Genomic DNA, 25,857 nt, shown 5'->3' with positions numbered 1-25,857 from the left:
AAAAGCACCTTTCCCCCGCGCGGCAGGCGCGGGCGTGATGACCGAGCCTTGCCCTGGTCGATCGTTACCGTTGTCAATTCCGCTGTGTTGCCGCTTTAGTAAAAGCCTGGCGCCGGCGCGCGGTGCGCCGTCATGGTTTGCGACCTTACGTTTCACTCACCTTATGCCACGATCATATGTTTAGCTCCATTTTTGACGTCTCCGACAATACGCTGCCGTATATCTATGGCACGCACAATGTCTGGCTGGTGCTGTTTTCCATCGGCATTGCCATCTTTGCTTCGTTCATGGCCCTGCAGATTGCCGGCATGGCGCGCAGCAGCGAGCGCGGCTTCCAGCGCCAGACGGCCATCATCACGGGCGCCATCGCGCTGGGCGGCGGCATCTGGTCGATGCACTTCATCGGCATGCTGGCCTTCGACATCTGCACGCGCGTTTCCTTCGAACCCGGCCTGACCCTGCTGTCCATGCTGCCCGGCATGGCCGCTTCGTGGGTGGCGCTGCATCTGCTGGCCCGTCCGCGCATCAGCTGGCGCCAGCTTGTGGTGGGCGGCGTGCTCGTCGGCGTGGGCATCGGCTCCATGCATTACAGCGGCATGGCCGCCATGCAGACGTCGCTGACCCTGCATTACCAGCCCTGGCTGTTCGCCCTGTCGCTGGTGGTGGCCGTCACCATGGCCATGCTGGCGTTGTGGATACGCTTCGGCCTGAGCGCCATGCGCCAGCGCCTGAGTCCCCTGGCGTCCTTGCTGGCCAGCAGCGTCGTCATGGGCCTGGCCATCTCCGGCATGCATTACACGGGCATGCTGGCGGCGCGCTTTTCCGGCACCCCCACGGCGGGCGAGAACACGATTACCGTGCAGGCCTCCTTCGTGGCCCTGGCCGTGGCCCTGATCACCGTCACCCTGACGGTGTTTGTCGCCGCCGCGAATGGCTTGCTGCGCTACCGCCAGCTGCTGCGCCATGCCAATGCCAGCGAATCGCGCCTGCGCGCTATCGTCGACACGGCCGCCGACGGCCTGATCACCATCGATGGCCAGGGCCAGGTGCGCTCCTTCAATCCGGCCGCCGAGGCGCTGTTCGGCTGGCACGAGGCCGATATCGTGGGACGCGACGCCAGCGTGCTGCTGCAGCCGGCCGACGCGGCCCAGTACCTCGGCTACCTGCGCGACTACCTGGAAACGGGTACTTCGCGCATCCTCGACACCGGCCGTGAACTCGATGGCTGCCACAAGGACGGTGCCGTGCTGCCCATGCGCGTGGCCATCGGCAAGATCGACACGCCGGGCCAGCCCCTGTTCGTGGCGTTCGTCACGGACATGCGCTCCTCGCGTAGCATGGAACAGGCGCTGAAGGACAGCGAGCGCCAGTACCGCACCCTGATCCGCAATATTCCCGGCGTTTCCTTCCATTGCAGCTTCGCGCCCGAGTGGAAGATGATCTTCATCAGCGACGCCGTCTTCAACCTGACGGGCTGGATGCCGCAGGACTTCATCGAAGGCCGCGTGCACGTCTTCGACCTGGTGCACCCGGACGACCGCCAGCGCGTCAACGACACCTGCGTGCAGGCGGCCGGCGAAAAGCGCGACTTCGAGAACGTCTACCGCATGATCCACCGCGACGGGCGCGAGCGCTGGGTGCGCGAAAGCAGCGGCCCCGTGCTGGACAACGACGGCGTGGTGCGCTGGATCGACGGCGTCATCCTCGACATCACGGAAAGCGAATTGCGCAACGCGGAGTACGAAGGCAAGGTGACGGCCATCTCGCGCGCGACGGCCGTCGCCGAATTCGACCTGCAGGGGCGCATCCTGGCGGCCAACCAGAATTTCCTCGACCTGGTCGGCTACCAGCTGGAGGACGTGCTGGGCCTGCACCATAGCATCTTCTGCGAACCTGCCCACGTGACCTCGCCCGACTACATCGCATTCTGGCAGCACCTGGCGGGCGGCGAATTCAACACGGGCGAGTACAAGCGCATCGGCAAGGATGGCAAGGAAATGTGGATACAGGCTTCGTACAACCCGATCTTCGACACGGACGGCAAGCCGTTCAAGGTGGTCAAGCTGGCCACCGACGTGAGCGAGCGGCGCGCCATGCAGGAAAACCTGCGCGCGGCGAAAGACCGCGCCGAACTGGCCGCCGAGTCGAAGACCAGCTTCCTGGCCAACATGAGCCATGAAATCCGCACGCCGATGAACGCCATCATCGGCTTCACGGAAGTGCTGTTGGGGACGGCCCTGGACAGCCTGCAGCGCCGCCACCTGGGCACGGTGCGCCAGTCGGCCCGCTCGCTGCTGGACCTGCTCAACGACATCCTCGACACGGCCAAGCTGGAAAAGGGCGCCACCGAGCTGGAACTGGTGGACTTTTCGTTGCCTGACCTGGTCGACCACGTGGCCGCCTCCCTGCGCATCACGGCGCAGGCGCGCGAGCTGGTGCTGCACGTCGACATCGACCCCGGCATGGGCCAGTTCTTCCTCGGCGACGCGCGCCGGGTGCAGCAGGTGCTGACGAACCTGATCGGCAATGCCGTCAAGTTCACGGAAGTGGGCCATGTGCGCGTCGCCGTCGACATGCAGGGAGATCAAGTCCATATCGCCGTGCACGACACGGGCATCGGCATCCCGGCCGACCGCCTGGACAAGATCTTTGCGCCATTCACGCAAGCCGATTCCTCGATGAGCCGCCGCTTTGGCGGCACGGGCCTGGGCACGACGATTTCGCTGCAGCTGGTCGAGCTGATGAAAGGCACCATCACCGTGGAAAGCACGCTGGGCGTGGGCAGCGTGTTCCACGTGCTGCTGCCGCTGGCGCCTGGCAAGGCCGTCTTGCGCCGCAGCGAGCAGCCGGTGGTGGCTCTGCCGCCGCTGCGCATCCTGGCCGCCGACGACGTGCCGCAGAACGTGGAGCTGCTCCTGATCAGCCTGGGCGCCGCCGGCCACCAGGTGATCGCCGCCGGCGACGGCGAGAGCGCCGTGCGCGAGTTCAGGAAGGGCAGCTTCGACATCGTCCTGATGGACGTGCAGATGCCGCGCATGGATGGCCTGGAAGCGGCGCGCCTGATCCGCGTGCACGAGCGCGAACAGGGCCTGAAGGCCACGCCCATCATCGCCCTGACGGCCAGCGTGCTGGAACAGGACCGGCGCGCCGCGCAGACGGCGGGCATGAATGGCTTCGCCTCGAAGCCGCTGGAAATGCACAAGCTGACGGCGGAAATCGCCCGCCTGCTCGATATCGCCGTGACCATGCCGCCGCCGGCGTCCGGCGCGGCGGCGCGGGCGGGATCCGGCCAGGTCGACTGGCAGCGCGGCATCGCCCTGTGGGGCGGGAGCGAGACGCTGCAGCGCGCCATCGCGCGCTTCGTGCAGGCCAACGGCGATTGCGCGGCCATGCTGGCGGCGGAACTGGAACGGGGCGACGGCAGCGTGGCCGGCCATTTGCTGCACCGTATCAAGGGCGCGGCGGGCAATCTGTGCCTGGTGCAGGTGGAAAGCCTGCTGGGCCGCATCGAACAGGCCATCGCGCGCCAGTTGCCGGCTACCGAACTGCTGGTGCAGCTGGCCGCCGCCTTCATGGCGCTGGCCGTCGAGCTAGAGGCGGACGTCGGGGCACCGTTGCTGCCGGCGGGCGAGGCGCTCGCCGGCGCGTCCCTCGATGCCGCCGCCGCCGGCGCCTTGCTGCGGCAAGCCATCGCCAGCCTGGAAGGGGGCGAGCTGGACGACGCCCTGATGGCGCAGATCGCCGCCATGCTGGCGCCGCATGGCCAGCAGCAGCGCCTGCAGGCGCTGGCCGGCGCCATCGACGACTTTGAATTCGCACGCGCCGTGGCCGTGCTGCGGCAGCTGCTGGACTGGCTGGAGGCGCCGGCGCCTGCCGCACTATCCTGACCTGGAACGAGACATGACCTTACACGAAGACAAACCGATCCTGCTGCTGGTCGACGATGAAGCGACCAACCTGCAGGTGCTGCGCCAGATCCTGCAGGACGACTACCGCCTGCTGTATGCCAAGGATGGCGAAAAGGCGCTGGAACTGGCGCAGAACAATGCCGTCGAACTGATCCTGCTCGACATCATGATGCCCGCCATGACGGGCTACGAAGTGTGCCGCCAGCTCAAGGCCATGCCGGCCACGGCCCCCATTCCCGTCATTTTCGTCACCGCCCTGTGCGACGTGAAGGACGAGGCGGACGGTTTTGAGGCGGGCGCCGTCGACTACATCACGAAACCGGTCAGCCCGCCCATCGTGCGCGCCCGCGTGCGCACGCACCTGTCGCTGGTGGACGCCGAGGAATTGCGCCGTTCGCGCCTGCAGGTGATCCAGACCCTGGGCCAGGCAGCCGAATACAAGGACAACGAGACGGGCATGCACGTCATCCGCATGAGCTATTACGCGCGCCAGCTGGCGCTGGCGGCAGGCTACAGCGCGGCGAGGGCGGAAGACCTGCTCAACGCGGCGCCCATGCACGACGTGGGCAAGATCGGCATCCCCGACGCCATCCTGCAAAAACCGGGCAAGCTCGATGCGGACGAATGGCAGGTCATGCGCAGCCACGCGGAAATCGGCGCCGCCATCATCGGCGAGCACGCCAGCGGGCTGCTGAAGATGGCGCGCACCATCGCCTTGACGCACCACGAGAAATGGGATGGCAGCGGCTATCCGCAGGGCTTGCAGGGCGAGGAAATCCCGCATGAGGGCCGCATCGTCGCCATCGCCGATGTCTTCGACGCGCTCACCAGCGAACGTCCGTACAAGCGCGCCTGGACGGTCGACGAGGCCATCGCCGCCATGCAGCGCGACAGCGGCACGCACTTCGACCCGGCCTTGCTGGCCTTGTTCATCGAACAGCTGCCGGCCATGTTGGAGATCAAGGAGAAGTGGCGCGAGCCGGCGTAGGGCGTATCAGCTCAGGGCGGGGCCACGCGCAGGCGGTCGGCCAGCAACTGCGCATACGCAGGGCTGTCGCCGAATGTCAGCTGTGAGCACGCCATGGCTTGGCCCAAGGTTGCCATGTGGCGCGATGAAATGGCATAGGCAAGTTTGCCGGGCTGACGGCGCGATGGATACAGGAAGCCATGAATCGCGCCTGCCTCCTGCGCAATGATCTGGTCCAGCTGCCAGCCCAGCCATTGGCACCAGCCGTGATCGGGACTGCGCAATTGATCGTAGATGCCCAGGCGGCTGGCGGACAGCCCTGTCAGGTCGAGCAATTGCAGCGGGGGGCTGAACGACAGCGTGGCGATCAGGGCCAGTTCCGCACCATGCGCAATATAAAAGGTGCCCGGACGCGTCACGTCGTTCTGGCAAAGCTGGGCTTCCCAGGCAGCCGTATAGGCGTCGTCTGCAAGATACGCCCAGTGATAGGGGAAGCCGGCCGCATCTGCCAGTTCGGCTGGCGGGCCGAAGCGATACGTGCGTTCGACCTTGACAGGCCAGATGGACGCTGCGTTCCATGCGGCGCGGACCAGGGCCTGGCCTGCTGGATGGGTGATGATATGACTCAATAATTCAGCGCGCAGCGATCCCAGCGCCGGCAGGCGCGCGGTCATTTTTGGCGGGATGGGCGTCTCTTTCAGTTGTAGCGTCATGCGGGGCTAGCCTACGATGTCGGCCATGCCCCTATGCTGCCACTTCGCCGCCGCCAGCACCTTGCGCAATCTCTCGCTGGCGGGCAAATTCAGCAGTGTTTGCTGACTGGGATGCACTTCGGCCCGCGTTTCGAACGATTTGCCTGCAAGCATCTCTGCCGGCGACAGTTCGTTGAGTTCGTCTGCGCTGCTGACCCAGAAGGCATGGATGTCACTACTGGGCTGGCCGGCCAGCATGGCCAGCACGGGCGCGATCAGTTCCGGCACGGGCTGGACAAATTGCCAGGCTGGAAACTCCTTGCCGATACTGCGCCCCTTGGGTGTCACGCAATAGAACCGCTGGCTTTCCACGGCGCGATACAGCGACGCCTGCGACAGTTCCACCCATCCTTGCCCAATGACATCGGATACCTTGAGTTTTGACACGGGAAGTTGCAGCAGGATCGACGGCGGCGTGGCGAGCAGCGAAGCGCGCGCCGCATCGAGTGCGCGCGTGGCCAAGTCGATCAGGCGCTCGCGCTCGGGACCTTGCGCCACTATGTCGAGTTGTGCGCTCACCAATTGCGAGAATTGTTCCACTACCCGCAGGTCGTTGTCGGTCCATTCCCGGCGCTCGGGCGCCAGAGTGTCGTGATGCAGATGCGCTGTCATGTTCGCTCCTCGGGTATATGCGCCAGGCGTCCTACATACAAGATTATCATGTTTCGCAACTTTATCAAGCGAAAAGCGCATCTTTTCTACATCAGGCAGCGCTGTATATCAGGGCAAGCTGTCCGGCAATCGCAAGATCCGCCGTATTTCCAGGATCGCCTGCGGGCTTTCCTGCACGCTGTGCCAGGACGGGATGACTTTTTCCGACAGCGCGCCGTCGAGGTGGGCGCTGGCGTAGGGCACCACGCCGTCGCTGGAGTCCGCCAGCGGCAGGTCCGGCGTGTCGTTGCCCATGATGGAGTGGTAGCGCACCTTCGGGTTGATGGGCAGGTCGGCCACCAGGCGCACGAAGGGGTCCTTGTCGCTGAGGTTATCGATACTGTTGGGGATGCGTAGCGGTTCGCTGCTGCCCGTGTCGAGCTGCGCCAGGCTGCCGGCCGCGTCGGATAGCTGGTCGAGCATGGTGATGGGCAAAGTGACGAGGTTGGCGATCCAGCGCGCCACCTTGTGGTTGGCGAACGAGGTGCCGCGGTGCGGTGCGGCGATGAAGATGGCGCGGTTCACCTGCGGCATGGCCGTGAAATTGAGGTAGGGCGCCAGTCCGGCGCGCACTTTTTCCGCCTTCTTGCCTTTTAAATTATATTCTTCCGTGATGGCGTCGAGCAGGGTATTGCTGGCATCGGACACCATCAGGCGCGCCAGCACGCCGCCCATGCTGTGGCCGATCAGCACCATGTCGTTGGCGGCGGGCGCCTTGGCCGACGGGTCGAAATGCGCCAGCGTGGCGGTCAGCGCCTTGCGGATGGCCGCGTTATTCGCCGCCAGCGGCGCGTTGCTGGGGTAGTACACCTGCCAGATCTGGTAGCGTCGGCGCAGCTGCTCGTCGCCCATCAGTTCATTGGCCACGTTGATCCACGCTTCCGGGCTGCTGGCCAGGCCGTGCAGCATGACGATGGTGCGCTTTGCCGGGTCGTAGGGCTGCATCAGGTGCACCTGCGGGCGCGAGATGCCGTCGGCGCGGCCGAACAGGGTGCGCAGCGCCTGCACGCCGAAGCCGGAGCGGGCCAGCCACAGGCCGTAGCCGGCCGTGAAATTGGCCGCCACGGGCAATTCCTGGCCCGCCATGCGCGTCGATTCGCTGCGATACGGGTCGACCAGCATGACCATCAGCTGCTGCGTGGCCAGCACTTCCTGCAGGCTGTTGCCATCGAAGCGGATCAGCGCCGTGACGACGGGGAAGCGGGTTTCCTGGAACGCCGCGTCACTGGCGCGGGGCGGCTTGGGCATGACGGCCACCAGGTCGGCGCCGAAGCCGTCGCGCCGGTACACATTGCGCAGGCCGGAGAAGGTCAGCGAAGTGGCCGGCAGCAGTTCCTCGGGCAGGGTGCCGTCCTCGGGCAGGCGCAGGGCCGACAGTTCGCTATCGATCTGCCAGCCGGCGACGCGGATGACATGGCCGTCCGGGCGGTATTCGCCGCGGTGGCGGAACAGGTTGCCGACGGCTTTCTGCACGGCGTAGTTGTAGTAGTCGCGGATCTGCGTCTGGCGCTCCTCGAAGGCGCGCTGGCCCGGCGTGCGCGTCGTGTAGAACAGGTAGGCATACGCGTAGCGGGCCGATTCGAGCCAGGCGGCCAGCAACTCGGCGCTGGCGTGGCCGCCCTGTTTTTCCTCCGCCAGGGCGCTTTCCAGCCACAGCTCGGACAGGGTGGCGAGGCGCTGCTCGTCGCTGAGCAGCTCGGAGCGGGCCAGGTCGGCGCGGCAGCTGCCCGTATTGGCTTCGCAGGCGCCGATGTCGCTGCCGATGATGCGCAGCACTTCGCTGGCCGCAGCACTCAGCTTGCCCGTGGTGAGGATGTCGCCGCGCCGCTGCTGCAGGTAGTCGGCCGGGGAGATGGCGCTGACGGTGACGGCGGCGCAGCCGCCCAGCAGCGCCGCAGCGCACAGCAGGGCGCCCAGGCGCAGGCGCCGCATCAGCGTGGCCGGCATGTCAGAACGAGTAGACCAGGGTCAGCGACGTTTGCGTATCCGTGTTCTTCTTGTCGTCCGGTACGCGCGTGTCGTTGCGGGCGCTGAAGGCGGCCTTCATCTGCATGGTGCCGTTGATCTTCGTGCTGAGGGCCGTCTCGGCGATGGAGTGGGTGTTCGAGGTGCCCCGCTCGACGCTGACCGTCTGCGTAAACATCGCTGACTGGCTGATCTTCCATTTCATGGCGGCCGCGCCGCGCACCGTCAGGCCGTGCTCCGATTCGCCCGTGTCGTTGGTGCCGCTGAAGTAGCCAGGACCGACTTCCACGTCGACGCTCTTGTCGCTGGACTGGTACCAGCGCGAGCCGTGACCGACGGCCAGGGTCGAGTACTTGGTATAGGCGCCGAACTTGTCGTTCACGTGCGAGGCCAGCACGAACAGCTTTTCATTGTCGGACATCAGCTTGTAGGCGGCCTTGGCGGAGGCGGAAAAGCGTTCCGCCGAGCGTTCGCGGATCTTTTGTCCCTCATCGTTCGTCGTTTCATCTTCCTTGAAGTAGCCGCTGAAGATGTACTGGTTGCTCCAGTCGTCGAGCTCCTGGCGCGCGTCGATCTTGCCCGTGACGGAGGTGCCGACCGTGTTGCCCGAGGTGGTGATGGCGCCCAGTTCGGCGGAGGTGCTCCAGCTGCCGATGGGGATTTCATCGAACAGCAGGCTTTGCTTGGTGTCTTTGGCGGCGGCGCCGCCGCAGGTGATGGCCAGGGCCAGCGCCAGTGCGAGAGAGTGGGTCGATTTCATGGCTGTGTGCTTGTCTGTGGCGCGCGCGTGGCGGCGTGCCGGCTGTTCGTTAGTGGCGGTGGTATCGGTGCAGGCTGCGGCGATCCGGAAGGCGCTGTAAAACGTGCGCGCGGGCGCGTCCATGCATTGTCGAGGCTGTATTGTACCCGACCCTGCCATCGTTCGCCGCACGCGCCGGCGCGCCCGAATGCCGCTGTATTGATGAAAAGATTGCAATCCTGCCATGCATGGGTGACGGCGCTGCAAAGCGCTCGCACGCCGGCCCCGCCGCCGGCACTGGCGCGCAACAGGGCTGGCAAGTGGCGCGCGCCTGGCGTATGCTGCGCATATTTATTACCCGATCATTACAAGGAATCCCCGTGCGCTGCCTGGTCATCGAAGACGAAGCCGAAACTTCCCGCTATATCTGTGCCGGCCTGCGCGAGGCGGGCCACGACGTGACCGCCTGCGACAATGGCGTCGACGGCATGCGCCTGGCCTGCGGCGAGGACTGGGATGCGCTGGTGCTCGACCGCCTGCTGCCGGGCGAAATCGATGGCCTGGCCATCGTCGCCCGCCTGCGCGGCATGGGCCGCAACACGCCCGTGCTGGTGCTGTCGGCCCTGTCCAGCGTCGATGAGCGCGTGCGCGGCCTGCGCAGCGGCGGCGATGACTATCTGTCGAAGCCGTTCGCCATCGCCGAACTGCTGGCGCGCATCGAGGCGCTGCTGCGCCGCGCCGCGCCCGTGCCCGAATCGACGCAGCTGCAGGTGGCCGACCTGGTGCTCGACATGCGCACCATGCGCGTGACGCGCGCCAACCGCCAGATCGCCCTGCAGCCGCGCGAATTTCGCCTGCTGGAGTACCTGATGCGCCACCAGGGCCAGTCCGTCACGCGCGCCATGCTGCTCGAAGCCGTGTGGGACTACCATTTCGACCCGCAGACCAACGTCATCGACGTGCAGGTGAGCCGTTTGCGCACCAAGGTGGACAAGGAGTTTTCGCCGCCGCTGATCCACACGGTGCGCGGCGTCGGCTATACCCTGGGCGTGCTTGACGGTGCGTAACCTGCACCGCTCGATCGCGGCGCGTCTGGCGCTCGGCTATGGCATGCTGGTGGCGCTGTCGATCGCCGTCGTGTGCGGCGTCTTCTATTTCGGCACTATCGGCGTGCTCGATCGCAGCGTGGACCGCAAGCTGGTGCTGCTGTCCGAGCGCCTGGCGGCCCTGTACCAGCCGGGCGACGGCACGCGCACGGCGGCGGAAATCGCCCATTTGCTGACGGACCGCACGGACAGCGACACGGAGATCTTCTTGCTCGTGGACGCCGACGGCCGGCGCGTGGCCGGCAACCTGTCCACCTGGCCCGACGCGGCCAGTCCCGTGGGCGAGCTGCTGCACCGCGACGTCACGCGCGAAGGCCGCAGGGTGCCCGCGCGCCTGCTGATCCGGGACCTCGACGGCGGCGCGCGCCTGTTCGTCGGGCGCGACATGGAGGAGGGCGAGTCGATCCGCTCCCTGGTGCTGCGTTCGCTGGCCTTTGGCGGCAGCGCCGCCGTGCTGCTGGCAGTGGCGGGCGCCTGGCTGTTCCGCCGCCAGATCGAGGCGCGCATCGGCCAGATCAGGCGGACGGCGGGGGAAATCGAGGCGGGCGACCTGAGCCGACGCATTCCCGTCTCCAGCGAGGATGAATTTGGCCTGCTCAGCCGCGACATCAACCGCATGCTCGACCGCATCGAGCACCTGATGGAAGGCGTGCGCCATGTGTCGAACGCCATCGCGCACGACCTGCGCACGCCGCTGGGGCGCATCCGCAACAAGCTCGACGGCGCCTTGCGCCAGCAGCAGACCGTGGCGGCCTATGAAGGCGCGGCGCAGGCGGCCATCGACGATATCGACGACCTGACGCGCGTGTTCGACAAGCTGCTGCAGATTGCGGCGGCCGAATCGGGCATGCGTCCCGAGAATTTCAGCGACATCGATCTGCAGCGCATCGGTGCCGACATCGTGGAAATGTACGAAGCGACGGCCGACGAGCAGGGCGTGCTGCTGGTGCAGATGTACGGCGACGGCGTGCCGGCGCGGGGCGACCGCAACCTGCTGGGCAGCGCCCTGGCCAGCCTGGTGGACAATGCCATCAAGTATGCGGGGCCGGGCGCCACGGTGGAAGTGTCGGCCGGCTGCGACGGCGAAGGCAGCTGGCTGGCCGTGCGCGACAACGGTCCCGGCGTGCCGCCGGAGGAGCTGCCGAAGCTGACACAGCGCTTTTATCGCCTCGACAAGAGCCGCCACCTGCCCGGCAATGGCCTGGGCCTGTCCATCGTGGCGGCCATCGCCGCCCTGCATGGCGGCAGCCTGGAAATCGAGGACGCGGCGCCGGGCTTGCGGCTGCGGCTGCGGCTGCTGGGCTAGGACCCGTCTGCCGCCGGAGCGAGCGTGCCGCCGCTCCCGGCCGCGAAGGCGGCGGAACGCCCGGCCGGCGTGGCATATCCGCACATTACCAACTTGTAACCCCCTTCATTTTCACCTCCCCCTATCATCCGCACTATCCGGTGTCGCGCGGGTGCCTGCGTGCAGCCGCCTGTCCCGGCCTGCGTGCGGCTGCGGCCGCGCCCCGTTCGTACAGACCCATCGTAGAGCCGTTCGCATGCATACTTTTACCGTCACCGGAGAGCTGGCCGCCGTGCCAGCGGCGCGCCAGCATGGCCACCGCCTCAAGGCCGCCATCGGCGCGCTCGTGTTTCCCGTGCAGCGCGCGCGCTGGCAAGCCTTCCTGGCCGACACTCCGGGCCTGGCGGCGCTGGCGCAAGCCCACCCCAGCCTGCGCTACAAGATCTACCGTCCCTACGCGAACCGCCAGCTCGGCTGTGCGGCGCGCGTGGACCTGCTGTGCGGGCATTACCGTTTCCTGTGGCAGGCGGGCGCGCGTCCCCTGGTGGAGTACGTGGCGCGCCGCGCGCTGGTGCTGGCTGCCATCGAAGGCAAGGATGGCGCCACATACCGCCTGCAGCTGACGGCCATCCACGACAGCCACCGCGAGGGCGACCTGTGCCTGCGCCTGACGCGCGACGGCGCGCCGCTGTACCTGGCCAGCTTCCTGTTCCGTCCCCAGCCTGGCGGCGCCGCCATCGCGCTGGGCGCACTGCAGGGCTTGCGCTCCCCGGCCGGCGCGCAGGCGGTGAAGGAGGCCACCCGCGCGCTGCACGGCTGCCGGCCGAAGAACCTGATGGTGGCGGCCTTGCGCGACCTGGGCGATTTTTTCGGCTGCGACCATTTGAGCCTGGTCAGCAACGCCAACCGCATCGCGCTGAACTGGCGCCGGCGCCGCCACATCAGCTGCGACTACGACCAGGCGTGGCAGGAGCTGCACGCGCTGCCGTCCAGCGATGGCAATTACCGCCTGCCGTGCGGCCCGTGCCAGATGCCGGACCTGGAGCAGGTGGCGTCGAAGAAGCGCGCCGATGCGCGCCGCCGCGGCGCCATGCTGGTGCAGCTGGCGGCCGACATGCGCTGGCAGCTGTCCGCCCTGCTGAACGAGCCGGCGCCTGCCCCCAGCGGCCAGCCGGCGCCGCTGTGCGCCAGTGTTTCTTGACCTGCGCGGCTTTTTTGCCAGGCGGCCCCACGCAATCGGCGTGATGGGCGTATACTGACCGGCGTTCTCAACCTGAAGCCAGTCACCCCATGCCAGCACAATTCCCCACTTCGCGCATGCGCCGCCTGCGCGCGACCCCGCAACTGCGCGAGCTGTTCCGCGAGACCGAGATCAATCCGCGCGACCTGGTCCTGCCGATCTTCGTCGACGAAGGCGCCAGCGACTTCATCGACATCACCTCCATGCCCGGCGTGCGCCGCATTCCGGAAGCGAAGCTGGCGCAGGAAATCGAGCGCTACGCGCGCGCCGGACTGCGCTCCGTCATGACCTTCGGCATTTCGCACCACAAGGATGGCCATGGCAGCGATACCCTGAACCCGGACGGCCTGGTGGCGCGCATGTCGCGCATCATCAAGGACGCCGTGCCGGAAATGGTGGTCATGTCCGACACCTGCTTCTGCGAATACACGGACCATGGCCATTGCGGCATCCTGCATGGCGACACGGTGGACAATGACAGCACGGTGCTCAACCTGGGCAAGCAGGCCGTCATTGCGGCCCAGGCGGGCGCCGACATCATCGCCCCGTCGGCCGCCATGGATGGCCAGGTGGCGGCCATCCGCAGCGCGCTGGACGCGGCCGGTTTCCAGGACACGCCCGTGATGGCGTATTCCACCAAATTCGCCTCCGGCCTGTACGGCCCGTTCCGCGACGCGGCCGGCAGCACCCTGAAGGGCGACCGCAAGACCTACCAGATGGACCCGATGAACCGCCGCGAAGCGGTGCGCGAGTCCTTGATCGACGAAGCCGAAGGCGCCGACGCGCTGATGGTCAAGCCGGCCGGGGCCTACCTGGACATCATCCGCGACCTGCGCGAAGCGACGCGCCTGCCGATCGGCGCCTACCAGGTCAGCGGCGAATACGCGATGATCAAGTTCGCCGCCCAGGCGGGCGCCATCGACGAGCGCCGCGTGGTCCAGGAAACCCTGGGCGCCATCAAGCGCGCGGGCGCCGACATGATCTTCACGTATTTTGCGATGGATGTGCTGAATAATCCGTATTAAGCATTCCCGGCGTTTTTCTCACCCCGAAAGCAAATTCCGGGGTCAGACCCGCCGGGACTCGGCGTCCCCGTCTGACCCCGGCATTCACGCCGTTGGTTTATTTAGCTCCCCATGCCCCTGAAAATCTCCCGCATCCTGCACGCCGGCTATGTCTTCGAATGCGAAGGCACGGCCATCGCCTTCGACCCCGTCGTCGAAAATCCGTTCAGCCGCAACTGCCACGCGTTTCCCTCCGTGCGCTTCGATCTCGATGCCGTGCGCCGGCTGCGCTGGGATGCCGTCTTCATCTCGCACTTCCACGACGACCACTGCTCGCTCGACAGCCTCGATGCGCTCGACCGCGCCACGCCCATCTACCTGTACTGCGTCTTCGACGAACTGTTCGCCATGCTGCGCGCGCTGGGGTTTACCCACGTGCAGCGGCTGCACGTCGACGTGCCCGTGCGGGTGGGCGCCATCGAGGTGATCCCGCGCCGCGCGCTGGACGACGACGTCGATTCGCTGTTCCAGGTGCGGGCAGGGGGCTTGAACGTGCTCAACGTCGTCGATTCCTGGATCGGCCCCGAGACCCTGGCGCAGCTGGCCGCCTTCGCGCCGTGGGACATGGTCCTGTGGCCGTTCCAGACCATGCGCGAGATCGCCGTCATCGCGCCGTCGCAGGCGGCGCGCGGCCCGGTGGAATTGCCGGATGACTGGGTGCCGCAGCTGCGCGCGCTCGCACCCCGCTACCTCGTGCCCAGCTCCTGCCAGTTCGTGCAGGAAGACTGGTCCTGGTACAACCACGCGATGTTCCCCATCACCTACCGCCGCTTTGCCGAAGAGATCGGCGCGGCGCTGCCGGACGCGCACATCTTCCGCCTTGACCCGTCGACGTCCGTGCTGCTCGACGCCCACGGAGTGAGCCGCGCCGAATCCCTGCCCTGGGTGCTCCCCGTGGGGCCGCAGGACGTGGATTTCGACTACCGTCCCGACGCGCCGCCGCCCGCCACGGCCGCCATCGCCCGCCGTTTCGCGCCCTTGAGTACCCATGATGCGGCGCTGGTGCTCGATTTCTGCCGCCACGGCCTGCTGGAGCGCTACCGCGACATGGAGCTGCCCGAGGACAGCTACTTCCAGGCGCCGCGCCTGTGGCGCTTGTCGCTGTATGGCCACGACGGCGCCGCCACCGTGCTGCATTACCGCACGCACGGCGACGTGATCAACCTCGTGCCCGACACGGGCGAGGCGCCAGGCTGGACCACCGACGTGCCGCTGGTGAAATGCCATGCGGCGCTGGCGCTCGGTGAATCGCTGACGTCGATGTACATGCGCATCAACGACGGTCCGCTCGACGCGGCCACGCGGGACGAACGCATGGACGCCGACATCGTCGACGACCCGCTGATCCGCTGCCTGTTCAACGATGCCATCGGCGCCTACCAGGCGGCGCAGCTCAAGCGCTTGCTGGCCCGCTGAAGAAAATCGCGCGACAGGGTAAGATGAACGATTAATACCAGTATCTCAGATCAAGGAATGATCAACATGACACAAGACAACGACACCGCGATCCTGGCCGGCGGCTGCTTCTGGGGCGTGCAGGACCTGCTGCGCCGCTATCCTGGCGTGCTGGCCACGCGCGTGGGCTACAGCGGCGGCGACGTGGCCAACGCCACCTATCGCAACCACGGCACGCATGCGGAAGCGATCGAGATCATCTTCGACCCGAAGGTCATCAGCTACCGCAAGATCCTGGAGTTCTTCTTCCAGATCCACGACCCCAGTACGGAAAACCGCCAGGGCAACGACCGCGGCACGAGCTACCGCTCGGCCATCTTCTATACGAGCGACGCGCAGAAACGGGTGGCCGAAGACACCATCCGCGACGTCGACGCGTCCGGCCTGTGGCCCGGCAAGGTGGTGACGCAAGTGGCGCCCGCCGGCCCGTTCTGGGAAGCGGAGCCGGAGCACCAGGATTATCTGCAGAGGTTGCCGCATGGCTACACCTGCCACTACATCCGCCCGGACTGGGTCTTGCCGCAAGGTCAGCACTAAGGGGCACGGGAGACGGCCATGCGCTACTGGCGGGTAGAACGGCGGCAGGCCGACGGGCAGCTGGACCTGGGGCGCGCCCTGGACCTGGTGTCGGCCATCGGCCATGCGGACGTGAACGCCATGGCGGGCGCCATCCTGAAAACGGCCAGCACGGCCGCCTCCATCGCTCAGTGCACGATCTTTGCGTATGAATTCGGCAACCGTCCCCGCACGGTGGCCGTGGCCGACCGGCGCGGCGGGCGTTTCCTGCAGGATATCGCGGACAGCTATGCCCGCCATTACTATGCGCTCGACGGCAACCAGAGCATCATCGCGCCCGCGCGCCAGCCGAAGCCAGATCCCGCCATCGTGCTGCACCAGCAGGCGGGCGACGAGATCCGCCATCCCGGCTACCGCGCCGTCTGCTACCAGAGGCCGAACGTGTCGGACCGCCTGTCCCTGCTGGTGCAGCCGGCCAGCGATATCTGGCTGTGCGTCAACTTCTACCGGGACAGCGGCCAGGGCCAGTTCCAGCCCGGCGAAATCGCCGCCCTCGAAACCCTGTCGCCGCTGTTTGCGTACGCGGCGCAACACCACTACCGCCTGAACGGCCAGCCCGCGCAGGGCGTCTCGCCCATGATGCTGGCCCGCTTGCGCCAGCATGGCCCGCAACTGAGCAAGCGTGAGCTCGACGTGTTGCGCGGCGTGCTCGAAGGCCTCACGGCCGTGGAGATCGCCGAGAGCATGGGCGTGCAGCCATCCAGCGTCGTCACCTACCAGAAACGCGCGTACAAGCGTCTGGGCATTTCCAGCCAGCGCCAATTGTTTGCGCTATGTCTAGGGCCGCAAGCGCCTTGAGTGCTAGCAAATCCCGAATACGGGGTCCTGCATAAAATTGCTGGAATTCAAGGCAATAATGTGAGCATATTGCTATAAAAATGCGGACTATGCTGTCTGCAGAGTGTTGATGCGCTGAAGCATGAGGGCCATCGGCAAGGCTGACAGCCAGTGCCTGTCGCACCCCGCGATCTCTGTTTTCATGGCTCAGGAATCTTTCCCCGAAGGAGTTCATTGTGTCCTCAACTGAATTGAATGCGGTAGAACACGTCTATCTGATCGCCGGCAACCTCGGCTTGCCTGGCGCACCGATCCTGAATCTGGCCCTGTTCTACAATCCCGACGATGGCACCGTCAGCGGCGAAGCGCTGATCACGCAATCGATCACGCCACCGCATGGCCGCGTGGTGATCCGCCCCGTCAGCGGCCCCGTGCATGGCCTGGGCCTGGGCGGCGCCACGCGCGTCTTCAGCCTGATGGGCGAATACGTCGTCTCCGTGCCGCCGCCGGCCATCGGCAGCTACCTGGCCAAGTTCGAAGCCACCTTTGTCACCGACAACAACTGGAGCGGCCATGGCTCCTTCAGCTATGACCAGCAGAAGGTCAACAACGTGCCCATCAAGAAACGCGGCTAGGCACGCTGGCTAGTTCTTTCGGCCGATGGCTGTCCCCAAAATGGGGACAGCCATGGTCGTAGTCGTCTGCATACTGTGTTGCACGCCGGGACCACCCGGCCGCTCTCACCCAATAAAATCAACAAGGGGAGGGCGACACCTTATGGAGACCAGCATGACCATCGCCCAGGCGGCCACCCCCGCCACACCCGTCCCCCATGCGCCCGTCACCGACGCGGCCGCCAATCAGCTGGAACAGCAGCTCATGCGCAAGGTATCGCGCCACCTGCTGGGATTCCTGTTCCTGCTGTTCGTGTTTTCCTTTCTGGACCGCATCAACATCGGCTTCGCCGGCCTGACCATGATGCAGGACCTGGGCTTGTCCGGCACCCAGTTCGGCTTTGCCACCACCCTGTTCTACATCGCCTACATCGCCTGCAGCATCCCCAGCAACATCGTGCTGGCGCGCATCGGCGCACGCCGCTGGATCGGCGCCATGATGATCGCCTGGGGCCTGGCCTCGACGGCGACCCTGTTCGCCAGCGGCCCGGCCAGCCTGTACGCGCTGCGCTTTCTCGTCGGCGTCACGGAGGCGGGCTTTTTGCCCGGCATGCTGCTGTACCTGACCTACTGGTTTCCCAGCGCCTACCGGGCGCGGGCCAATGCCCTGTTCATGATCGCCATGCCCGTCACGGCTGCCATCGGCTCGGCCCTGTCGGGGCTGATCCTGGGCCTGGATGGCCACTGGGGCTTGAAGGGCTGGCAATGGCTGTTCTTGCTCGAAGGCATGCCGTCCGTGCTGCTGGGCCTGGCCGTGTTTGGCTACCTCGATGACGCGCCCGCCAAGGCGAACTGGCTGAGCAAGCTGGAACGGCAGGTGCTGGCGCGCATGCTGGCGACCGAGCACAAGCCTGTGGCGCAGCAGCAGAAAACCTCCGTGCTGGCGGAAATGTGCTCGCCCACCGTGCTGAAATTCGGCATCGCCTACTTTTGCCTGGTCAACACCCTGGCCATGGTGGCCGTGTGGACGCCGCTGATCGTGAAAAGTTTCAATAGCGGCGCCAGCAACACGCAAATCGGGCTGCTGGCCGCCATCCCGCAAGTGTGCACCGTCATCGGCATGATTGCCTGGGGCCGCCGCTCGGACCGCCTGCAGGAGCGCCGCTGGCACATCGTCTGGCCCATGCTGCTGTCGGCCGCCGGCTGGCTGCTGACCGCGTATGCCGGCCACCCCGTGCTGCAGCTGCTGGGCGTGTGCATGGCATCGACGGGCGCCTACACGGCCATGTCCGTCTTCTGGACGACGCCGGACCGGGCCCTGAGCCTGGGGGCGCGCGCCATCGGCATCGCCGTCATCAATGCCACGGGCAATATCGGCTCGGCCCTCAACCCCGTCGTCGTGGGCTGGCTGAAGGACATCACGCACAGCTTTTCCACGGGCTTGCTGTATGCCAGCGTGCTGCTGGTGGCCGGTGCGGCCATCGTGCTGACCCTGCCCATTGCCCGCGGCAGCAAATAAGACTGTCGAATATTGCCAAAAGGGAAACATCATGAACACTACCTTCCACCCTTATCCCCACGTGGCGAAAGTCTATCCGCCCGGCAAACCGGCCGACGCCGCCACGCAGCACGTGCCCGTGCTCATCGTCGGCGGCGGCCCCGTGGGGCTGGCCACGGCCCTGGGCCTGGCCCGCCACGGCGTGCGCAGCGTGCTGATCGAAGCGGACGACGGCGTGTGCACGGGCAGCCGCGCCATCTGCATCTCGCGGCGCAGCCTGGAAATCATCGAACGCCTGGGCGCGCTCGACGGTTTTCTCGCCAAGGGCTTGCCATGGGCGGGCGGGCGCAGCTTTTACCGCGAGGAAGAAGTGCTGCACTTTACGATGCCGCAAGACGCCAACCAGAAGCTGCCGCCGATGGTCAACCTGGCGCAATACCATATCGAGCAATTCCTGCTCGATGCGGCCGAACGCCAGAGCGGGTTGATCGATATCCGCTGGCAGACGCGCGTCACGGGCGTGGACAAGCGCGCCGATGGCGCCACCGTCACCGTGGCCACGCCCGATGACACCTATACAATCGAGGCGGACTGGCTGGTGGCGGCCGACGGCGGGCGCAGCGCCGTGCGCGAGGCGCTGGGCCTCAAATTGCAGGGCACCAGCTATGAAGGGCGCTATGTCATCGTCGACATCCACCTGAAGAGCGAGCGCCCCACGGAGCGCCTCGCGTATTTCGACCCCCCGTCGAATCCCGGCTCGACCGTGCTGGTGCACAAGCAGCCCGACGATATCTGGCGCATCGACTACCAGCTGCGCGACGACGAAGACGCGCAGGCGGCCGTGCTGCTGGAAAACGTGGCGCCCCGCGTGGACAGCCTGCTGGCCATGATGGGCGAGACGGCGCCGTGGCATCCTGTGTGGATCACCATCTACAAGGCGAATGCCTTGACCCTGGACACATACCGGCACGGCCCCGTGCTGTTTGCGGGCGATGCGGCCCACCTCGTGCCCATCTTCGGCGTGCGGGGAGCGAACTCGGGCATCGACGACGCGGACAACCTGGCCTGGAAGCTGGCCTACGTCGTCCAGGGCCGGGCGCCGCAGGCCTTGCTGGACAGCTATTCGGACGAGCGCGTGTATGCGGCCCGTGAAAACCTGCGCCACGGCACGAAAAGCACGGAATTCATGGCGCCGCCCACGTTTGCCTTCGATCTCCTGCGCACGGCCGTGCTGGGCCTGGCGGGCAAGCATGCGCACGTACGCTCCCTGATCAACCCGCGCCAGACGAGCGCCATCGCGTACGCGCAGTCGCCCCTGAACGGGCCTGATGCCGACGGTTTTGCCGCCGGCCCCGCGCCGGGCACGGTCCTGCCCGAGTGTCCGCTGACGCTGCTGCACAACGGCGGGCAAAAAGCGGCGTATATTACCGATCTGGTGGCGCGCGCGGATGGCGATTTCACGGGCCTGTACTTCAGCGAGGATGGCGCCGTGCCGGCGGAACTGCTGGCGCTGGACGATGCCTTGCCATTGACGACCGTGGCGATTTGCCGCAACAGGGCGCAAGAGTGCGCCTGGGACCACACGGCGCAGGTATTCTCGCTGTTCGACGCGCAGCCCGGCACGTTTTACCTCGTGCGCCCGGATGGGCACGTGCTGGGGCGCTGGCGGCAAGTGCAGGCAGGGCAGGTGGCGGCAGCGCTGGCGGCGGCCGGCATCGCCCAATCAAAGTAACAAGGAGACAACATGACCGACATCGAACTGGATAATTTGTACACCGAGCTGTGCCACACCATGGGCGGCCTGGGCGAGCAGCGCTCGCCCCTGTTCCTGGCCCGCTTCGCCCTGCTGGCCATGGGCGCCATCGGCAAGGCCGACGTGGTGCAGGGCTTGCTGCGCGACGCGGCCGATGGCCTGGCGGAGAGCGCATGATAGGCGCCGGCTACCAAAGCGGCTTCGGCAACGAGTTTGCCACGGAAGCCGTGCCCGGCGCCTTGCCGCAGGGGCAGAACTCGCCGCAGCGGGCGCCCCTGGGCCTGTACGCGGAACAACTTTCGGGCACGGCCTTCACGGCGCCGCGCGCGCAGAACCGGCGCTCCTGGCTGTACCGCATCCGTCCCGCCAGCCAGCATCCGCCGTTTACCCTGCTGCAGAACACCCGCATCGTCGGCGATTTCCATGCCATGCCGCCCACGCCGCCGAACCAGCTGCGCTGGGACCCGCTGCCGCTGCCCGACGGCGCCACGCCCGTGGACTTCATCGACGGCTGGCAGACCATGGCGGGCAATGGCAGCGCCGAAGCGATGAGCGGCTGCGCCATCCACGTGTACGCGGCCAACCGCTCGATGCAGCGCTTCTTCTATTCGGCCGACGGCGAACTGCTGGTCGTGCCGCAGCAGGGCCGGCTGGCCATCGCCACGGAACTGGGCCTGATCGAGCTGGAACCGCAGGAAATCGCCGTCATCCCCCGCGGCGTGCGCTTCCGCGTGACCCTGCCCGATGGCCAGGCGCGCGGCTACGTGTGCGAAAACTTCGGCACGGCCTTCCGCCTGCCGGACATGGGACCCATCGGCTCGAACGGCCTGGCGAACAGCCGCGACTTCCTCACGCCGCACGCGGCCTACGAGGATATCGACGGCGAGTGCGAGCTGGTGGCCAAGTTCGGCGGCCACCTGTGGCGCACGACGCTCGACCATTCGCCGCTGGACGTGGTGGCCTGGCATGGCAATTACGCGCCATACAAATATGATCTGCGCCGCTTCAACACCATCGGCTCGATCAGCTACGACCACCCGGACCCGTCGATCTTCCTCGTGCTGCAGGCGCCCAGCGAAAATCCGCTGCTGGGGGCCATCGACTTCGCCATCTTCCCGCCGCGCTGGCTGGCGGCCGAGCACACGTTCCGCCCGCCGTGGTTCCACCGCAACGTGGCCAGCGAATTCATGGGGCTGATCCACGGCGTGTACGACGCCAAGGCGGCCGGCTTCGTGCCGGGCGGCGCCAGCCTGCACAACTGCATGTCCGGCCACGGCCCCGATGCGCAGACCTTCGACAAGGCCTCGCACAGCGACACGTCCGCGCCCGTGAAGGTGGGCGATACCATGGCCTTCATGTTCGAGACGCGCACCGTGATCAAGCCCACGCCGTTCGCGCTGGACGGGGGGCTGCTGCAAAACGACTATTTCGCTTGCTGGCAAGGCTTGCGCAAGCATTTCGACCCGGACCAGGGGTAGAGTGTCAGGCGGCCCGCGCCCGCGTCACGGTGTGCGGGTTGGCGGGCCGCGCCAGTCCCAGGTGGCCGCGCAGGGTGCTGGCCGCGTATTCCGTGCGGAACAGGCCGCGCCGCTGCAGTTCCGGCACCACCAGCCGCGTAAAGTCTTCGAAGCCCTGCGGCAGCAGGGGCGGCACGACGTTGAAGCCGTCCGCGCCCCGTTCCACGAACCATTGCTCCATCACGTCGGCCACCGTCTTGACGGAGCCGATGGCCTGCAGGTGGCCGCGCGCCACGCGAAAGCGCAGCACCAGCTGGCGCAGGGTCAGGTTTTCCCGGCGCGCCAGTTCCAGCTGCTGCTGGAAACGTCCCTTGCCATTGTCGCCCGCCTCGTAGGGCAGGTCGGGCAGGGGGCCGTCGAGCGGATAGCCGGACAGATCGAAGCCGCCGAATTCCAGGTTGCCGAAGTCGACCAGGTCCTGCAGCTCGCCGAACCGGTCCTGCGCCTGCTGGTCGCTTTCCGCCACCACCACGGACAGGCCCGGCGTGACTTTCAGCTGGTCTTGCGCGCGGCCGTATTTCGCCATGCGGCCCTTTACGTCCGCGTAATACGCCTGTGCCACGGGCAGCGAGGTGGCGGAGCAGTACACCATCTCGGCCTGGCGCGCGGCAAATTCGCGGCCCGTCCCGGAATTGCCCGCCTGGACCAGCACGGGGTGGCCCTGTACGGGGCGGGGCAAGTCCAGCAAGCCTTGCGAGGCAAAGTACTCGCCCCGGAAGTCCAGCGGGTGGCCAGCTTCGGGCCGGTAGAACTGGCCGCCGGCGCGGTCAGGATGGTCGAACGCATCGTCATCCCAGCTATCCCACAGCATCTTGGACAAGGCCACGAATTCATCGGCGCGCGCATAGCGCTCAAGGTGGCTGCGCGGCTCAGGAATCCCGAAATTGCGCGCCGTGTGTTCGCCGAACGAGGAGACGACGTTCCAGCCCGCGCGCCCGCCGCTCAGGTGGTCGAGCGAACTGAATTTGCGCGCCACGTGGTAGGGATGCTCGTAATTGGTGTTGACGGTGGCGATCAGGCCGATATGGCGGGTGACGGCGGCAATGGCAGACAGCAGGGTGTAGGGTTCGAAGGGCAGGCCGACGGCGGCGCGTCCCGTCTCGGGCGTGACGTCGCCCGAGCGGCCGATGAAGTCGGCGATGAAAAAGCTGTCGAACCTGGCCGCCTCGGCCAGTTGGGCGGCACGCAGCCACCAGGCCAGGTCGGGGCGGCCGCTGGCGCTGGCCGATGGATGGCGCCAGGCGGCCGGATGGTGGCCGTGGCGTTGCAAAAAGACGTTCAGGACGAGCTGGCGTGCTGGCATGGGGAAGCTCCGTGGTGGGGTGGCAACATGATCTGTGTCAATGCTGATGCAAGCTTTGGGCCAGCACTGGAGCCGCGCCGCGCATATGCAAAATCCGGATAAGCTAGCGCGGCACCATTCGTTCACGCCGGCAGATGCAGCGCGGTATAGTCGGCCCATGGAACTCCTAGCCCACAATTTCAGCAGCGATTTCGCGCGCAGCGCCCACCTTGCCCGGGGCGCCGGTGCCGCCGACGGCAGCGACGGTGGCGAGGCGCTGGTCGCCTTCCGCGACCCGCAGCAAATGAGCCTGCTGGTGCGGGCCACGGCCTTTGTCTTCGCCGATCCCCGCTCGCGCCAGCTGCACGAGCTGATCGAGCGCATCGCCCCCAGCGAGGCGACGGTGCTGATCACGGGCGAGACGGGGACGGGCAAGGAGCTGATCGCGCGCCACGTGCACGGCTTGAGCGGGCGCGCCGAGCAGACCTTCGTGGCGATCAACTGCGGCGCCTTTTCCGAAACCCTCGTCGAGAGCGAGCTGTTTGGCTATGAAAAGGGCGCCTTTACGGGCGCCCAGCAGGGCAAGCCTGGCTGGTTCGAGACGGCCAGCGGCGGTACCCTGTTCCTCGACGAGATCGGCGACTTGCCGCTGGCGATGCAGGTCAAGCTGCTGCGCGTGCTGCAGGAGCGCGAAGTGGTGCGCCTGGGCGCGCGGCGCGCCATACCCATCGACGTGCGCCTGATCGCCGCCACCAATGTGGACCTGGCCGAAGCCGTGCGGGCAGGGCGCTTCCGCGAAGACCTGTATTACCGTCTGCAGGTGATCGGCCTGCCGCTGCGCCCCCTGCGCGAGCGCCCGGGCGACATCATGCCGCTGACGCGCCACTTCATGGCCATCTACGCGCAGCGCCTGCACCTGGGCGAGGTGGAACTGGGCGCGGACGCGCAGCAAGCCTTGCTGGCCTACCCGTGGCCGGGCAATATCCGTGAGCTCGAAAACGTCATCCACCGCGCGCTGCTCGTGTGCCGCAGCGGCGAAGTGCGTGCCGACGACCTGAGTTTGTCGGGCTGGCACCGCGCTCCGGCGCCTGCATCCGCCCCCGTGCCCGTGCCGGACGCCTGGGCCGGCGGCGCCGACATCGCTTACGCGGCCCACGGCGCAGCCGGGCAGGACGAGCTGCTGGCGGCCGAGCGCTTCGCCCGCGCCTGGCAAGCCTTGCTGGACTCGGGCGAGGCCGTGGCCTTCGAAGCCTTGCAGCAGGAACTGGTGTGCGCCGCGTGGGAGCGCAATGAGCGCAACCAGGTGCGCACGGCGAAACACCTCAATATCAGCCGCAACATCCTGCGCACCTTCCTGAAAAAAGCGGGCGCCATCGACTAGGCTCCGCAACACGCCAGCCCCTTCGTGCCGGACCCGCAGCGATGCGGCTCCGGCTTTTTTCATGGCTGCTGCGCGCGCAGCACGCTGCTGTCCTGGACGCAGCGGATTGCTGCCAAATCAACAGTGAATGGCGCGGGCGGGCATCCTGGGCATGGCATGTTTTCTGCGAGGAGGGTAGGGCAGGCCGCTGCGCGCTGCGCATACGGCTTTTTCTTCGACCCACGACAGGAGTCCATGCATGACCATCGAATTCATCTGGCAATTACCCACCGGCGGCGACGGCCGTTACGCGGCGCCCGGCATCACGCGTCGCGGCGAACGGGCCGCCGGCGCACCCAGTCCCCTGCAGGCGGGCGTGAGCGACCCGCGCGGCGCGCGGCCGCCGTTCAACTATTTCGATTACCTGCACCAGATCGCCCGCGCGGCCGACCTGTCCGGCTTCGACGGCATCCAGGTGCGCCACGATACGCAGGGCGATGAAAGCTGGATCGTCGCAGGGTATCTGGCCCGCAGCACGCGGCATTTGAAGCTGATCGCCGAATTCGACGCGGCCTGGGGTTCGGCCGTATATGCGGCGAAGAACGCCGTCAGCTTCCAGCGCTTCACGGGCGGGCGCTTCGCCTGGCAGATCGGCCCTGGCGGCGATGCGCAAGCGCGCCGGCGCCAGGGCGATACGGCGCCGGACGCCGATATCCTGCCCCGCATCGATGAATTCATCACGGTGGCGCGCGGCGTGCAAGGCACGTCGCCGTTCAGCTTCAAGGGCCGCTTTTTCGAAGTGCAGGACGGCGGCTTCAAGGGGCCGCTGGCGCACCACCTCGTCAACAGCATTTACCTGACGGGCGAATCGCCCGAGGCGCTGGCCCTGTCGGCGCGCCAGGCGGACGTGCACGTGTTCGATGCGGCGCCGGTGGCGGACCTGCGACCCTCCATCGACAGCCTGCAGACGCAGGCACGCCAGCACGGCCGCACCGTCGCGGCGGGCTTGCGCCTTGACGTGCTGGCCCGCGAAACCTTCGACGAAGCCTTGCGCGATGCCCGGCGCTACCGCAACGGCGCGGGTCTGCCAGACGAAGCGCCATTCGACGGCGGCGCGGCCGCGTTCTGGCCCGGCTTTGCGCAAGCGCAAACGGGCGCCCATGGCGCGCTGGTCGGCAGCTACGACCAGGTCAGCGCTGCGCTGCAAGCGTATGCGCAGGCGGGCGTGTCCAGCTTCGTGCTGGCGGCCATCCCCCATTTCGAGGAAGCCTACCGCATCGGCGAGCACGTGCTGCCGCGCGTGCGGGCTTCGCTGACCACCGCGCAACAGCAGGCGGCCTGAATCTAA

Annotated in this window: 21 protein-coding genes; 16 read left to right on the top strand and 5 right to left on the bottom strand. The window is 66.9% G+C overall.

The window, feature by feature from the left end:
* The first annotated feature begins 176 nt into the window (after positions 1-176).
* Together AC07VL_RS13555 and AC07VL_RS13550 are read left to right on the top strand one after the other, a co-directional pair.
* Positions 177-3,887 carry a PAS domain S-box protein gene (locus AC07VL_RS13555; protein ID WP_494806330.1) on the top strand — a complete coding sequence of 1,237 codons (3,711 nt, stop codon included), beginning with the start codon at positions 177-179 and terminating at the stop codon, positions 3,885-3,887.
* Between the two features lie 13 nt (positions 3,888-3,900).
* A complete protein-coding gene (locus AC07VL_RS13550) occupies positions 3,901-4,896 on the top strand; it encodes an HD domain-containing phosphohydrolase (RefSeq protein ID WP_494806329.1) in 996 nt (331 codons plus the stop codon).
* A gap of 11 nt (positions 4,897-4,907) precedes the next feature.
* Here the strand turns inward: AC07VL_RS13550 and AC07VL_RS13545 are convergent, their stop codons facing one another.
* The 4 genes from AC07VL_RS13545 to AC07VL_RS13530 form a co-directional block, all read right to left on the bottom strand.
* Complete coding sequence (locus AC07VL_RS13545; RefSeq protein WP_494806328.1) at positions 4,908-5,588, bottom strand: RES family NAD+ phosphorylase; 681 nt, start codon at positions 5,586-5,588, stop codon at positions 4,908-4,910.
* 6 nt (positions 5,589-5,594) lie between these two features.
* Positions 5,595-6,239, bottom strand: coding sequence for a hypothetical protein (locus AC07VL_RS13540; protein WP_494806327.1), 645 nt, complete (start codon positions 6,237-6,239; stop codon positions 5,595-5,597).
* Between the two features lie 108 nt (positions 6,240-6,347).
* Positions 6,348-8,225 carry an esterase/lipase family protein gene (locus AC07VL_RS13535; protein WP_494806326.1) on the bottom strand — a complete coding sequence of 626 codons (1,878 nt, stop codon included), beginning with the start codon at positions 8,223-8,225 and terminating at the stop codon, positions 6,348-6,350.
* A gap of 1 nt (position 8,226) precedes the next feature.
* Complete coding sequence (locus tag AC07VL_RS13530) at positions 8,227-9,003, bottom strand: DUF481 domain-containing protein (RefSeq protein ID WP_494806325.1); 777 nt, start codon at positions 9,001-9,003, stop codon at positions 8,227-8,229.
* Positions 9,004-9,362: 359 nt separating this feature from the next.
* Between AC07VL_RS13530 and AC07VL_RS13525 the strand changes: the two genes are divergently transcribed.
* The 12 genes from AC07VL_RS13525 (at position 9,363) to hmgA (ending at position 21,828) form a co-directional block, all read left to right on the top strand.
* Entirely contained in the window at positions 9,363-10,049 is a 687-nt protein-coding gene (locus AC07VL_RS13525) for a winged helix-turn-helix domain-containing protein (RefSeq protein ID WP_494806324.1), read from the top strand.
* The gene (locus AC07VL_RS13520) at positions 10,042-11,394 is read left to right on the top strand and encodes a sensor histidine kinase (protein WP_494806420.1); all 1,353 of its coding nucleotides are present in this window, start codon (positions 10,042-10,044) and stop codon (positions 11,392-11,394) included. The genes AC07VL_RS13525 and AC07VL_RS13520 overlap by 8 nt, the downstream gene beginning before the upstream one ends.
* 235 nt (positions 11,395-11,629) lie before the next feature.
* Positions 11,630-12,574: a VirK/YbjX family protein gene (locus AC07VL_RS13515; RefSeq protein ID WP_494806323.1), complete on the top strand. Its 945-nt coding sequence runs from the start codon at positions 11,630-11,632 to the stop codon at positions 12,572-12,574.
* Positions 12,575-12,663: 89 nt separating this feature from the next.
* Positions 12,664-13,638: a porphobilinogen synthase gene (hemB, locus tag AC07VL_RS13510; RefSeq protein WP_494806322.1), complete on the top strand. Its 975-nt coding sequence runs from the start codon at positions 12,664-12,666 to the stop codon at positions 13,636-13,638.
* Positions 13,639-13,749: 111 nt separating this feature from the next.
* Entirely contained in the window at positions 13,750-15,093 is a 1,344-nt protein-coding gene (locus tag AC07VL_RS13505; protein WP_494806321.1) for an MBL fold metallo-hydrolase, read from the top strand.
* 66 nt (positions 15,094-15,159) lie between these two features.
* Positions 15,160-15,669 (top strand): peptide-methionine (S)-S-oxide reductase MsrA, encoded by a 510-nt coding sequence (gene msrA / locus AC07VL_RS13500; RefSeq protein WP_494806320.1) that lies wholly within the window; start codon positions 15,160-15,162, stop codon positions 15,667-15,669.
* An 18-nt stretch (positions 15,670-15,687) separates the two neighbouring features.
* On the top strand, positions 15,688-16,506 hold the full coding sequence (locus AC07VL_RS13495) for a helix-turn-helix domain-containing protein (protein WP_494806319.1): 819 nt from the start codon (positions 15,688-15,690) through the stop codon (positions 16,504-16,506).
* Positions 16,507-16,721: 215 nt separating this feature from the next.
* On the top strand, positions 16,722-17,120 hold the full coding sequence (locus AC07VL_RS13490) for a DUF1842 domain-containing protein (protein ID WP_494806318.1): 399 nt from the start codon (positions 16,722-16,724) through the stop codon (positions 17,118-17,120).
* A gap of 154 nt (positions 17,121-17,274) precedes the next feature.
* Complete coding sequence (locus tag AC07VL_RS13485) at positions 17,275-18,618, top strand: MFS transporter (RefSeq protein WP_494806317.1); 1,344 nt, start codon at positions 17,275-17,277, stop codon at positions 18,616-18,618.
* A gap of 31 nt (positions 18,619-18,649) precedes the next feature.
* Positions 18,650-20,329, top strand: a complete 1,680-nt coding sequence (locus AC07VL_RS13480; protein WP_494806316.1) for an FAD-dependent oxidoreductase — start codon at positions 18,650-18,652, stop codon at positions 20,327-20,329.
* A 12-nt stretch (positions 20,330-20,341) separates the two neighbouring features.
* On the top strand, positions 20,342-20,527 hold the full coding sequence (locus tag AC07VL_RS13475; RefSeq protein ID WP_096235651.1) for a DUF2783 domain-containing protein: 186 nt from the start codon (positions 20,342-20,344) through the stop codon (positions 20,525-20,527).
* Positions 20,524-21,828 carry a homogentisate 1,2-dioxygenase gene (gene hmgA / locus AC07VL_RS13470; protein ID WP_494806315.1) on the top strand — a complete coding sequence of 435 codons (1,305 nt, stop codon included), beginning with the start codon at positions 20,524-20,526 and terminating at the stop codon, positions 21,826-21,828. Before AC07VL_RS13475 ends, hmgA begins: the two co-directional genes overlap by 4 nt.
* Positions 21,829-21,832: 4 nt before the next feature.
* Here the strand turns inward: hmgA and AC07VL_RS13465 are convergent, their stop codons facing one another.
* Positions 21,833-23,170 (bottom strand): LLM class flavin-dependent oxidoreductase, encoded by a 1,338-nt coding sequence (locus tag AC07VL_RS13465; protein WP_494806314.1) that lies wholly within the window; start codon positions 23,168-23,170, stop codon positions 21,833-21,835.
* A gap of 157 nt (positions 23,171-23,327) precedes the next feature.
* Here AC07VL_RS13465 and AC07VL_RS13460 point away from each other — a divergent pair, with 157 nt between their 5' ends.
* Positions 23,328-24,530, top strand: coding sequence for a sigma-54 interaction domain-containing protein (locus tag AC07VL_RS13460; protein ID WP_494806313.1), 1,203 nt, complete (start codon positions 23,328-23,330; stop codon positions 24,528-24,530).
* Positions 24,531-24,768: 238 nt separating this feature from the next.
* Entirely contained in the window at positions 24,769-25,851 is a 1,083-nt protein-coding gene (locus AC07VL_RS13455) for an LLM class flavin-dependent oxidoreductase (protein WP_494806312.1), read from the top strand.
* Positions 25,852-25,857: the final 6 nt, after the last annotated feature.

It is taken from the genome of Janthinobacterium sp. GW821-FHT03C08, assembly GCF_059420905.1.
This window is presented reverse-complemented; position numbering and strand designations above follow the sequence as displayed.